The 12,665-nt window shown below is 57.0% G+C and carries 11 protein-coding genes and 1 pseudogene; 2 read left to right on the forward strand and 10 right to left on the reverse strand.

The window, feature by feature from the left end; all coding sequences use genetic code 11:
- Window positions 1-233 precede the first annotated feature (233 nt).
- Complete coding sequence (locus tag EC86_RS0125125; RefSeq protein WP_029528484.1) at window positions 234-1,139, forward strand: LysR family transcriptional regulator; 906 nt, start codon at window positions 234-236, stop codon at window positions 1,137-1,139.
- 120 nt (window positions 1,140-1,259) lie between these two features.
- Window positions 1,260-1,570, forward strand: a pseudogene (locus EC86_RS0125130) (transposase); the annotation flags it as partial.
- A gap of 50 nt (window positions 1,571-1,620) precedes the next feature.
- On the opposite strand, the gene EC86_RS0125135 reads toward EC86_RS0125130, so the two are convergent.
- From EC86_RS0125135 to EC86_RS0125175, 10 genes are all read right to left on the reverse strand, one after another.
- Window positions 1,621-2,769, reverse strand: a complete 1,149-nt coding sequence (locus EC86_RS0125135; protein WP_029528486.1) for an ABC transporter substrate-binding protein — start codon at window positions 2,767-2,769, stop codon at window positions 1,621-1,623.
- 572 nt (window positions 2,770-3,341) lie between these two features.
- Entirely contained in the window at window positions 3,342-4,490 is a 1,149-nt protein-coding gene (locus tag EC86_RS0125140; protein WP_084181774.1) for an amidohydrolase family protein, read from the reverse strand.
- Window positions 4,491-4,615: 125 nt separating this feature from the next.
- Window positions 4,616-4,783, reverse strand: coding sequence for a hypothetical protein (locus tag EC86_RS29315; RefSeq protein WP_156955522.1), 168 nt, complete (start codon window positions 4,781-4,783; stop codon window positions 4,616-4,618).
- 54 nt (window positions 4,784-4,837) lie between these two features.
- Window positions 4,838-5,263 carry a cupin domain-containing protein gene (locus EC86_RS0125145; RefSeq protein WP_029528488.1) on the reverse strand — a complete coding sequence of 142 codons (426 nt, stop codon included), beginning with the start codon at window positions 5,261-5,263 and terminating at the stop codon, window positions 4,838-4,840.
- A 333-nt stretch (window positions 5,264-5,596) separates the two neighbouring features.
- Complete coding sequence (locus EC86_RS0125150) at window positions 5,597-6,847, reverse strand: MFS transporter (protein WP_051676398.1); 1,251 nt, start codon at window positions 6,845-6,847, stop codon at window positions 5,597-5,599.
- 130 nt (window positions 6,848-6,977) lie between these two features.
- Window positions 6,978-7,880: a SphA family protein gene (locus EC86_RS0125155; RefSeq protein ID WP_029528490.1), complete on the reverse strand. Its 903-nt coding sequence runs from the start codon at window positions 7,878-7,880 to the stop codon at window positions 6,978-6,980.
- A gap of 146 nt (window positions 7,881-8,026) precedes the next feature.
- Window positions 8,027-9,655, reverse strand: a complete 1,629-nt coding sequence (mhpA, locus tag EC86_RS0125160; protein ID WP_029528491.1) for a bifunctional 3-(3-hydroxy-phenyl)propionate/3-hydroxycinnamic acid hydroxylase MhpA — start codon at window positions 9,653-9,655, stop codon at window positions 8,027-8,029.
- Window positions 9,652-10,650 (reverse strand): VOC family protein, encoded by a 999-nt coding sequence (locus tag EC86_RS0125165; RefSeq protein WP_051676416.1) that lies wholly within the window; start codon window positions 10,648-10,650, stop codon window positions 9,652-9,654. Before EC86_RS0125165 ends, mhpA begins: the two co-directional genes overlap by 4 nt.
- A 16-nt stretch (window positions 10,651-10,666) precedes the next feature.
- Window positions 10,667-11,641, reverse strand: a complete 975-nt coding sequence (locus EC86_RS0125170; RefSeq protein WP_084181776.1) for a tripartite tricarboxylate transporter substrate binding protein — start codon at window positions 11,639-11,641, stop codon at window positions 10,667-10,669.
- Window positions 11,642-11,730: 89 nt separating this feature from the next.
- Complete coding sequence (locus EC86_RS0125175) at window positions 11,731-12,570, reverse strand: fumarylacetoacetate hydrolase family protein (protein WP_029528494.1); 840 nt, start codon at window positions 12,568-12,570, stop codon at window positions 11,731-11,733.
- Window positions 12,571-12,665: the final 95 nt, after the last annotated feature.

Consider the following 12,665-nt stretch of genomic DNA (forward strand, 5'->3'; position numbering starts at 1 on the left):
TGTTCCATCCAGAAATAAAGTAGTGCTAGTTTCATCCTGGGGCCGCAGCAACGCTAGATTACAAATAAGTCCAGCCTATACTTCTTTCGCATAGGCCTTTGTGCAGGAATCAAGTTCAAAGAGACCAAATGACGTTGAACCGTCCGCGTGAGCTGCCCGCTATCGCAGAAAAAAGCAGCAGCCACGCGACAAAATCCGTTTATTGCATACGCACATGCTGAGGAGGCAAAAAGATGAAGCTGCATCACCTGCGTGATTTGCTGGCTATCGCGGAAAAGGGAAGCATCAATTCAGCGGCCAAGCACCTTGGCATGGCGCAACCAGCGCTCAGCAGAAGCGTGCGCGAACTTGAGCGGGAAATCGGCGTTCCCTTGCTGGAGCGCCAGCCAACGGGCACCATGCTGACGCCCATGGGCATTCTGTTCGCACGCCGCGCAACGTCTGCCGTCAACGAGCTCAGGCGCGCGCGTGATGAAGTCCAGCAGCTGCAGGGTTCCGTGCAGGGCACGGTGGTGGCCTGCGTATCTGGAGTTGCGCATATCTCATTGTTGTCCGAGGCACTGGCACCGTTCTATGAGGCTTATCCCCATGTCAAGCTGCGAATTATCGAAGGCGTGTATCCAATGGTCGAGGCTAGGCTCAAGAGCGGCGCGGTTGACTTCTACATCGGAGCGGCGCCAGAAGGCGGGCCGGCACCCGACTTGCAACTGGTCAAGCTTTTCGACAATACCCGGGTTGTACTGTGCCGCGTCGGGCATCGGCTTTCAAAGGCGCGCTCGCTCGCCGAACTGGTGGATGCCAAGTGGGTTACCACATCGATTACCGATCATGCCGAGGCTGAATTCAGCAGCGTGTTTGCCAAGTTTGGCTTGCCCGCACCCCGGCTGTCCATCCAGGCCGAGTCCGCGCTGACCTGGATCACCGCTGTGGCATCCACCGACATGCTGACCATGTCACCCGTGCAATGGCTGGACTCCTCACTCATCAAAGGCGCGATTTCGCAGATCAAGGTGCAGGAACTCATTGCTGCCCCGGCAATTGTCCTGATACGGCGCCATGCGATTCCGCCGACGCCAGCGGCTGAATATCTGTGTGACATGATGCGCCGCCCCGCAAGCCGATACAACCTGAAAAAGTGAACAATGTCAGGGCTGCCCCATCAGAAATTCTTCATCAAAATCAAGCGAAGATTTTCTGACCTTGTCCCCTAAAAGTGGCGTTCTTGAGCCTTGTACAAAATGTGTTCAAGGAGTCAGGAAATGTCAGAAAAGCAAGTGCGTGGGCAGTACACGCTGGAATTCAAACTCGAAGCCGTTCGCCAGGTCAAGGCCGGACAGTCAGTGGCTGCCACGGCCAAGGTATTGGGCATCCCCAAGGCCAGCCTGAGCAACTGGGTGCGCCAAAGCGCCCGGGCCCCAATCAGAGGCGCAGGTGACAAGCCCGCGGTCACCCCAGAGCAGATGGAGCTGGCCCGTTTGCGCGCAGAGGTGGCGCGCCTGACGATGGAGCGCGACATCGCAAAAAAAACCGCGGCGTATGTCGCCCAGAATGTGTTGCGAGGTACGCCTGGACAACTGCCGGATAAAGTACCATCACATCGCCTGCTACGTGTTTACAACCTTACTTTTGCAGGTTGCCGCTGGCGCCCACGATCGTGACGTCAACGCCGCCCCAGCCTTTGCGAGCCTGAGGTCCGTAATTAACCGAGATGCCCCCCAAATTGTATTCGCCCATCGTTTTCAAAGTGGTAAGCATGCGCTCTCGCGTGGGAGTGCCGCCAGCGCGCCTGACTGCCTCGCCTGCGATCTTGGCCCCCAAGAAGCCCTCCAGGCTGGCAAAAGAAAATTCGGCCTTGGGGTTGTGTGCCTTCATGGCATTTTGGTATTCGGTAATCACTGTCTTGTTAGAGGTATAGGGGTACGGTGTTGCTTGGCTGAGCACAATGCCGCGTGCCTTGACCACGCCCGTGGTGGCGATCAAATCGCTGTGCCGCACAACAGACAAACCATAAATCTGTAAAGCTCCTTCAGGCACGTCACGCACAGCCTTGATGAATTCAAATGCGGGCGCGCCTGCGGCCACTACCAAAATTCCCTTGGGCTTGGCTTGCACTATAGACTTGACCGCTGCAGTGACACTGGCCGCTTGCGTGTTGGGATTGAAATCGACTACTGAGCGGGACAGTACTTTCAGGCCCATCTCGGTCGCTCGTTTTTCAGCAAATTCAGCAAGCACCGGTCCAAACCCGACATTCATGTTGACGATCGAGATCGTGTCCTTGCCCCAAGTCTTGGCCTCTTTGAGCAAGGCTTCAATTTCTTCGGGAAAACCGCTTCGAAGCGGAAAAACGTTCTCAGCCTCGACAATATTTTTATCGCCCTGCATCGGTGCGATCATGGCAATGCCGCTCTTGCCAAATGCGTTTTCCTTGGTCAGCGCAGTCAAGCCCCCCGTATTCAAAAACCCGATCAGCCCGACAACGGACGGGTTGGCAATTAACTGGCCAGTTAGTTCCACCATCTTTGCGGCCTGAATGCTGTCGTCGAGCACCTGCAGCTTGAGATTGTTGCCGTTGATGCCGCCTTTAACGTTGACAGACTCAAAATAGGCCTCAATGCCGGCCTGGAGCTCTTTGGCATTGGCGATGGATGCAGGATTGGTTTGAGAGGCGATCTGTCCAAACTTGACGTCAGCCGCTGTGGCTGGATCCGCGGCGCATACAACAAGTCCGCATGTGAGAGATAAGAAAAATTTCGATGCTTTGACCATGATTGTCTCAGTAGATTTGTAAGCAAAAATACATAACTATTTAAGGGTATCTTTGAAAGTAATTTCAGTGACATATAGTGTCAATGGTGGATTCCCTTCAATTTTTATAAAATTGATAAATTGATTATTTTTCTATCAAAAATTGAGTTAATGACATGTTGTCAAGTGAATAAAGCGTGAGGCAGGCTTAAGGCAGGTTCCACATCCAACATGACCACCGCATTCCACAACTAGAAAACCTCCCAGCGCAAGGTGCGTCCTGAAGTGGCAACTGAGCAATCTATTGAGGTGTCTGAAATAAACTTGGTTTAGCTGCGCAAGGCAAAACCGCTCATGAAGGTGTAATTGATCCCCGGTAGGGCGCTACTCTCAAAGCCACCCAAGGCTGGACTTTTGCCTGCAATACCAGCACTGACTGAAAAATTTGACAGAATACTTTTCGCCCGATGACATCAGCGATGTAAAAACCGGTTCGCCTGTTGCTGAATCCAAATTCGACTTGGCGCATCACGATCTGCTCGGCGTTCACCGGTGGCTAATGCGACACAGAACTGCTTGCGAAGACACTCACCTTATTTGACTATCGCTGTCCTACCCAGGCGTGCAAACAGCTGTAGGGCATTTTCTTTCGCAATTCCCTCGTGTTCGGACTTGGTCAAACCGCTAAGCGTTCGAAAACTCTCGACATTGGCATCAATGCCGGCTGCCGGGGTAAAAGGAAAATCGCTGCCAAACAGGATGTGGCTCAGTGATGTGATTCGCCTTAGACGCTCAATGGCGCCATCGCTTGCCGACCCGGCCAGATCGTAATAAAGAGATGCCAGCACGCGGCGCACTTCTTCTGCCCCGCCGACAGGGCGTTGCTTTAGGAAGGGCAAGGTGGAAAATCCTGAAATCCGTTCTGCCACTGCTGTCAATGCACCGCCTGCATGCGGAACGATCATGCGAATGTCTGGGTAGCGCGTCAGGGTACCGGCAAAGATCAGGTCCGTGATGGTTCGCGACGTATCCAGTGGAAACTCAAGGATTGGTGCTGGCCTGCCCAGTCCGACTGACTCGAAACAGGGCGGAGAAGTCGGGTGCAGGAACAGTGTGGCACGGCGCCGGTTGAGTTCAGCAAAAATTGGATCGAGCCGCGTGTCGCCGAGGTAAATGCCGTGAACATTGGTTTCCATGACAATGCCGTCGAGCTTCAGGGTGTCGAGGGCATAGCCGATTTCAGCCAGCGAGGCGTTGATATCGGGCAAAGGCAACGTGGCAAAGGCCCCAAACCGATTGGGTTTACGCTTGACCAGATCGCCTGCAAAATCATTCATTTCCCGTGCGAGTCGCTGGCGCGCCAGCGGATTCTTAAGAAAGCCGACGTTTGGCGAGGACACCGACAGGATCGAGGCTTCGATGTTGTACTTGTCCATATGCGCCAGCGCTTTTTCTTCTGACCACTGCGGCACAGGAAAACCGCCATCCAGCGTCAGCAAGCCTTCGCTTGCCAAGGCACGCGCATAAGTCGGGGGAAGATAATGAGAATGGACATCAATCAGCCCGCAAACGCAACGCATAGCCCCTGGCCTGACTCCGCCATTGACTGCCACAGCGCCAGCCACGCTTGGCTCATCGATAGTTGCGCAACCGGAAGTTGCGCCAGCCAAGCCTAAGGCCAGGGAAGAGGTGATGTAGCCCAGCGCCGAGCGCCGTGATGGCTTGTTTTGTATCGATTTCATTTTTAGAATTTCCAATTACCTATATTCAAATCATCATTTGCAGTCAAACGCCTGAACTCCGCTATGAATTCAAGGTTTTATGACTGGCGTCTTATTCCAGTCAAAAAGGGCGTGGCCGTTGACCATCAATGGGCGGCTGCCAACTTGTTGGACGCCAGCCGTAACGTGGCTGTGACTTTATGAAGAAAATCATTTGAATTGAGAACAACTTGATTACCGCCAGGCAGTTCCTCCATACCTTCTCTGATTGAATAGAGGCTGATGGCAAAAGGTGTGCTTTTGTCTCGGAACATGGCGAAATAGCTTGCGCGGTTCAGGTCGCCCAAATAGTCGTAACTTGCCCGTGTTCAGACCCATGGCGTTGGTTCAGGCACTGCGCATGGGCCCTGTGCATCAATACTGCTGAATGCAGCGGGGCCGACAACTTCCAGGTATTCCATATCCGGCGAGTAGTCAAAGAGAAAGTGGCGAATTCCCGGTGCCTGATGCACGCAGTCGCCTGCCACGACCAGCGTCTCTTGGTTCTCATACATAAAGCGCGCCCAGCCCTTGAGCATGTACACAATGTGAAATTGGGCTTCATGAACATGCCAGCCCGTGCCTCGTTCGGGAGGTTGATTAGCCTTCACCAGTTGTGCGATGACGCGTCCGCCTGTAGCCTTTTCGATGCCCAGGTCGCGGTAGGTGAAGAAGTCGCGCAGTCCTCCAGAAACAAAATCTGTGTCCGAGGGTTTAACGTGAGAAAAAATGGTTTGCAATTCAGGATTGTTCATGCTTCAGGTACTTTCATAAAATTAAATAAAGAACCCCGCCCCAAGGGGCAGGTATTGGAATCCTAGAAACCTGGAGTGGGGAGCGCCGCAAGCGGCGAGGAATGTACCCGCCATGATTCAATTCGACGTTTCTAGAGTTTTCCTAAGGACACCAGGCTCGCCCGCACACACCAAGCTGCTCAAAAAAGAACTCTTTTGGTGCCCAACGCAGCTATGCAGCAAAGCTGCCTGGAAACTTTAAAATGCACGGGTAGCCCGCTTGTCAAAACTTCAATGCGGTTGAAGCTTCCTGTTGGTGACAATTGATTTCGCAAGGCACTCTTTGAAAGGTACCTAGCGCTGTTTGATCGGCGCTGTTTCCTTTAGCGAAATTGCCACGAAAAAACCGATGGCAAGCGCGATTGCAGCCAAATGCATGATGTATTGGATGCCGTGGTTCTTCGCCACATAGCCAGCAATGACGGGTGCGATGCCACCGCCGAAAATCTCGCCGGTCCCGACCACGATGCCCGAGGCGGTTGACATCAGCTTGGCAGGTACCGACTCGGCACTGATTGGCCCCACCGTCAGGCAGATCATGCTGAAGACAAAAAACAAGGTGACGAACAGGCTGGCAAACAAGCGATACGGCTCGGCCCCGGTATGCATGAGGAAATACAGACCGATTGCTGCGCCGATGACAGAAATAATCATGACCGGCTTGCGTCCAAGGCGATCCGACAGTGCTGGCATGACCAAGGTACCCATCGTGCCGCCAAAACCAATGGCCGAGAGCACCAGGCCCATCTGTTCGAGGGACAGGTGCAGGTAGTCGATCAGGTAATTGGGCAGCAAGGCGCTGAGCACCACCAGGCAGGTGAGCCAGCACAGCATCCCCAGCATGTTTAAAGGAATGTTGCGGTACTTGAACACATCGCTCCACTTGTGCTCAGACGCATCATGGGTCGAGGTGTGCAGTGCCGCGACCGTTGGCGTTGTGTTGCGTAGCACGCGATACAGCAGGTACGCCACGATCAGGCCTGGAATCGAGACCATCGCAAAAATCCAGTGCCACTCGACCACCTTGAGCAACTGCGTGACGAGGATGGGCGCAATGCCCAGGCCAAACAACGGCAGCGCCGCCTGTTGAATCCCGATATTCAAGCCTTGCCGCGACGGCTTGGACGCATCGAGCGTTGCAACAATGCTGGGGGGCGTGTAGGCGCCTTCGGCAAAGCCGATCAGCGCGCGAATGGCCATCAAGCTGACGACACTGGTTGCCAGGCCGCTGAAGCCGGCCAGTAACGAGAAGATGATGATGGCCGGGATGATGACCTTGCGATGCCCGAGCCTGTCCGAAAGATTGCCCATGAACAATGCAGAAACGCCCCAGGCGACTGCCAGAATGCCGGTGATGTGGCCTAGATCCTGGTAGTCGAGCTTGAGATCAGGCGCAATCACAGGAAAAAGCGGCAGCAGCATGAAGCGGTCCATGCCGACCAGGCCAAAGGCCAGGCACAGGAGGGTGACGGCTTTCCATTCGTAGCTCACGTCCCAGCGAGACGTCGTGCCGATGCTCGGATTGATGTTGACATGCGTGTTCATGGTGATTAGTTGTTCAGGTGGTTTGTTGAAAAACGCTGCCCTCTTTTAGAGGACAGCGTGAGGTTTTCGTCCAATAGGCGTGCTGCTGCGTGAGCGTGAAATGCAAGTCCGATCGCGCCCAGCGTGGGTGTTAGAGAGGAAACACCGCCTTGACCCACAGCGCGTTGCCCTGCGCGCGGTTTTCCGACTTCATTTCTTTTTGCCACTTGACGGTTGCGAACCAGCCCTTGCCACTGTCGTATTTCAAGGAGGGCCCGATGGCAAACGCCTTTGCCTTGCTGTTGGCCAAATCGACGCCGGCCTGCCTGTCGGTGGTGGTCTGCTGGTAGTAGTAGCCGCCGACACCGGCGGTCAAGCCATTGCCCAATCCCCAGCCGGCGGCGTAATCGAAGTGAAATTCCTGCCCTGACCGGTAATCGGTGTCCTTGTTGCGCTGGTTGAAGAGGTAGCCCATCTTGATGTCGCCATTGAACCCCTGCGGATCGATGTAGCTCAGGATGTACAAAGGCTCGACAGCGTAGTAATTGCGTCCGATGTTGGCCAGATCGCCTTGGTTGTAGCTTCCCGTTGGCAGGTAGAAGTCGAGGCCGAGCAGGCTGTGCAAGTTGGGACTGTGGTGGTAGCCCAGTCCCGGGCCAGTGGTGAGGTCTCCAATGCCGGACTTCCTTTGTGAGTTGCCTGCGGCTGAAACCTTCAGATCAACCACCGGAAGCAGGGCGTGGAGCGAGAGGTCGCCGCCCAGAAATTTGGCGCCCGTCACCCAGATGAAGCGGGGCACCACCGCGTTGGCCGTGACCTTGAACCCGGGAACGTTCAAATTGTTGCCGTTGGCATCGTTCACGCGGTCCGCGCTGTAGTGGTTCGCGAACAGCATTCCATAAAACCCTGGAGGCGGCATGGCGCCTGCGCTGAAATTGTCTGCCCCGTTGGGATACAGGCTGCCGCCTCCCTCCGTCGCATGGCCTGTCATGCTCAAGGTGGCCAGCAGTCCAGCCAGAAGCGCAGGCACGCAGGTAAGTAATTTAGTGTTCATGAATATCTCCCCAGAGTTGAAAAAATTGAAAAATGCACTGTCGTGACGCTTGGCTCTTTTGGATCCGAGCAGGCTCGCGCCGCACTGGCCGGTGACCCATGTCCTCCGGCGGGCGCCTTCATTCGGGTTTCTTGTCTACGCTTGCCTTAAGCGCTTGCGGCTTCCTGCTCAGGCTGAGTGCCGAGGGTGACGCCATGGCGTTTCAAATCTCCGGCCAGGTCATCCACCAGTTGGTTGATGTCGCTCGCCGTTGACGCGGCGCCATATAAGTAGAAGTCCGGCCGCACCAGCATGGCTTCGATGCCGTGCTGCTCCATGTACGGAATGAACTTGCTGTCCAGGTCCTCCCAGGCGCCCGGACCCGCCTCGGCGCCCGCTGCGGAAATGACAACGCGTTTGGCATCCAGCGCATCGAGGAAAGCGCGCTGCTTCTTGCCAAGCTCGGCCTCGACCGCAGCGCTCCTCGATACCAGCATGAAGCCCAGGCCGACGACCTCATCGAAGCGCCCTTGCCGATCGCCTGAGCGAACGGTCCCGTGCGGGCTGAGCAATCCGGCCGGTGCCTGCACCGTGCCATCAGGCCCGCGGCGCAAAATACCGTCGCTCAAACTGGGGAAGGCGGGTGGCGGTGGCGCCTTGCCGCTGAAAAAGGCTTCGTCGCGCTGCGCCGCTTTTGCGGGATCGGCAATGCAAATCACTTTGCCAAGATACATTGACAAGTCGATCACGTCGCTGACATGGGGCCGGCGTTCGGGCTGGTAGGTGTCAAGCAGTTCATCGCTGGCTTGGCCGTTCAGCACGAGGTTGAGCTTCCATGCCAGGTTCCAGTCGTCGCGCAGACCGGCGCACATGCCCTGGCCCATGAAAGGCGGCATCACATGGGCAGCGTCGCCAGCGATCAGCATCCGGCCCTTGCGCCAGGTGTTGGCCAGCAGGGAGCGGAACGTGTAGACCTTATGGCGCACGATGGTCGCCTGGTTGCGCGTCACCCACGGCGCAAGAAGTTCCCACGCAAAGTCTTCGTTTTCGATCTCTGCGGCCGTTTCGTGCGGCAGGCGCATGAACTCCCAGCGACGAAAATACCGGCCGTCCTTGACACCGGCGGGCACGATCGTGGTGGGCCGCAGTGGATTGCAGTATTGAGCGGCCGGCGGGATGTCGAGCGTGACGCCTTCGTGGGGCAACACGTCGATCACCAGCCAGTCGGCCTCAAAGCCCTTGTCTTCCTGGGTCGAGCCGATGGCTTGACGCACCAAGCTGTTCGCCCCGTCAGCGCCAATGAGGTATTTGCAGCGTACCGTTCGGGTTTCCCCGGTCTCGAAGTCGCGAACCACCAGCTGCGCGTAGTCAGCCGTCTGGGTTGCCTCCACGGCTTCCCAACCCAGGTTGAGCTCAACATTCGGACAAGCCTCGACGACATCTTCGAACAGCTTTTCCAACGTCGGCTGGTGCACGAAGTTGACCTCCGGCCCGCCCGAAATCGATTCGGACTCCCAGTCAATGGCTAGCAACTCTTTCCAGTCAGCGTTGTACCAGCGGTACATGGGTCCGGCATGGCTGACTGCGGGAAGCTCCTTGCCCATGCCCAGGGCAGACAGCACGCGGTAAAGCTCATGGTCGATGCAGACAGCACGCGGCAGGGCAAAGCGCACACGCCAGCGCTCGAAAACGGCCACGCTGCGACCCTGGCGCGCCAGCGCAAGGGCCATGATTTCGCTGACCGGGCCATACCCGATCTGCACGACATCGTAAAAAGGAATGTTGTCTTGGCTCATGATGGTTGTCCTTCGCCGCCCGTTGCCGAGGCTGGCAGTTCGTGGTTAATGATGAAGTCGTCAGGCAGCGCGGGCCCCCAGACGTAGAGAGAGTCTTCGCCGGGGTGGTCTGCCGAGGGCCACTGGTCGCCAGCGTGGACGAAGTCGATGTCGTAGGAATACTCGGCATAACTGCCCCACGGATCGCGTACGTAGCGGAAATAGTTCGAACCCAGCACGTGCCGACCGACGCCCCAGCCCTGCTCGTAGCCCGCCTGCGCCATCTGCTGCGTGCCAATGCCAACGGCGTCGATCGAAGGCACGCACCAGCTGCTGTGGTGCAGTCCCAGGCCACTGGACTTGGCAAACGCGACCAGGTGATGGTCGCTACCGTGCGGGCTGTGCAAAAAGGCAATCACCGAGCCGGACTTGTCAGAAAGCCGCAAGCCCAGGATGTCTTCGTAGAAACGGACCGCCTGATCGACATCGGCGCTGAACAGTAAGATGTGCGAGAGGTAGAGCGGACGCGTGGCTTGCGCTTTGCTCCGGCTCGGTGAGCGGCCGAAGTTGCCGTGTTGCGGCGGGTACTCGCGCGGCGCAGGCTGAGAGGGAGACGATTTGTCCGCAACGCGTAGTTCAATGGGCAGACCGTCCGGTCCTTCAATCCAGAGGCCGCCGGTGCCTGCACCATGTGGCGGCGCGATGCTGGAAATTCCCTGCTCCGCAAGGTGCTGCTCAAAGCGCTGTTCATCGGTGGCATGGATGCCCAGGCTCAGCCAGAGCAATCGCTTGGTGGCGCCCGGAAGGATTCTTGCCCAGCGATGCGGGTGCCCAAATGTGTAAAGGGCCAGTGCGCCATCCTCGTTGCGCACGTCCAGCCCGAAGCTGGTGTAGAAATGCCTGGCCTCCTCAAGGTTAGGCACGCTGAAGACGAATTCGTCGACAGAGTGCACGGCCAGAAGTGTTGCGTCCGGTCCTGGGCGCACGGGTTCGGCTATCGTGTTGGTAGACGTCATTTTCATTTCCTCCCAGTTATTTGCTGTCAACACCGACATTGCGTGCAAGCGTTTGATAGGTCCCTGTCTCTTGCCGATAAAACTTGTCGAGATCGGCCTGTGACATCGGCTGCGCCATCTCCATGCCCGTCGAGCCCACGTAGGCTTGCAATTCGCTGTCTTTCATCGCCACTGCGAGCGTCTGGTGCAGCCGGCCAACCACGTCTGCGGGCGTGCTCCTGGGCACCAGCAACGCGACCCACGTCCCGTAGATGAAGTCTTTGAGTGCAGGGCTTTGTGAAGTCATCGTCGGCACCTTGATGAAACGGGGGTGCACCGTGGCCGCAGTCGTGCTGAACGGCTGCACTTTGCCGCTTTCGATCAATGACGGCAAGGTTCCGCCCAATGGCAAAAAGCTGATGTCAATCTGGCTGGCCATCACATCCTGCGACAGCGGAGGCACGCCCTTGTAAGGCACGTGCATCACGGGAACGCCGCTCTGTTTGGACCATTGCTCACCCAGCAAATGAATCATCGATCCCGGGCCGATGTGTCCGAAGTTAAGCGGCTTGGCCCCTGGTTTTTTGGCCTGATCGGTCAACTCCGCCAAAGTTTTGGCTGGCAGGTCAGGCCGACCCACCAAAACGTAGGATGTGCGGCAGACCAGCGCGACCATCCGAAGGTCTTCAGCCTTGTATTTGACGTGAGAAAGCGTGAAGGGCGTGAGGATTGGCTCGGTCTGCGATGCGATGAGGATCGTATTGCCGTCGGCCTTGGATGCGAGAACCTTGGCCGTGCCGATCGAACCGCCGGCACCCGCCGCATTCTCGACAATCACTGTCTGCTTCAGTTCGGCCTGCAACAGCGTTTGGAGCTTGCGCGCCACACCGTCGGTCGGATTGCCGGGCGGCTGCGGCACGATGATGCTGATCGCGCGCGTTGATGATTGCGCAGCTGCCCAGAAGCTGCAAGTCGCAGCCACGGCAAGGATGATGGTTTTTACTACTTTCATTTTTGTCTCCTGTGAATCCGGGCAAGGCTCCGCCCGCACCGCGCCAAGCACGGCGTTTTTTTGGTGGTTATTTCAGATGGGCTTGCGGGTCAGATGACCTGCTGGCGCTGCGTGCCCAGTGGGCCGGCGCTGAGCGTCATCACGTCACCGCGGCGCAGGAACACCGGGCTTGGCTTCATGCCCAGGCCAACACCTTGTGGTGTACCGGTGATGACGAGATCGCCGGGCAGCAGCGTCATGAACTGGCTGAGATACGAGACGATCTCGGCCACCGGGAAGATCATGTCGGCCGTGTTGCTCTGCTGACGGGTCTCGCCGTTGACGGCGAGCTCCAGCGGAATGCTCTGCGGATCGGGTAATTCGTCGCTGGTCACCAACCAAGGGCCGATGGGGCCAAAACCGTCGAAGCTCTTGCCTTTGCCCCACTGGCCATTGCGCTTGATCTGCCAGTCACGCTCGGACACGTCATTGGCCAGGCAGTAGCCGGCCACATGCGAGAGAGCTTGCGCGACAGACACTTTGCGGGCCAGCGTGCCTATCACAAAGCCCAATTCGATCTCCCAGTCTCCCGCCACTGAGCCTTCGGGCAGCTCGACATCATCGTTCGGGCCGGCGATGCAGGTGATTGCCTTGGTGAAGACGACCGGCTCCTTCGGGATTTCCAGGCCGGATTCTTCGGCATGCTTGCGGTAGTTCAGGCCAATGGCGACGAACTGACGCGTGCCGGCCACCGGCGCGCCCAGGCGTGTGCCTTGCGCTACCTGCGGCATGCGCGACAAGTCGATCGCTCCCAAGGCCTGCAGCTTGGCTGGAGACATCCACTCGGGCGTGAAGTCGGGGATCAAGAGTGACAGGTCGCGAATCTGTCCATTGGCGTCGAGTGCGCCGGGTTTTTCCTGGCCTACGGGACCGTGACGTAGCAGCTTCATTTAATGGATTCCTTTGGTTGAATTAAACTGTTTGTATAAAATGAATTTTTAACCGACATGACGATTTCGTCAATATGACAGAAAGTCTAAAATGG

This window comes from Polaromonas glacialis (assembly GCF_000709345.1).
Taxonomy (GTDB): domain Bacteria; phylum Pseudomonadota; class Gammaproteobacteria; order Burkholderiales; family Burkholderiaceae_C; genus Polaromonas; species Polaromonas glacialis.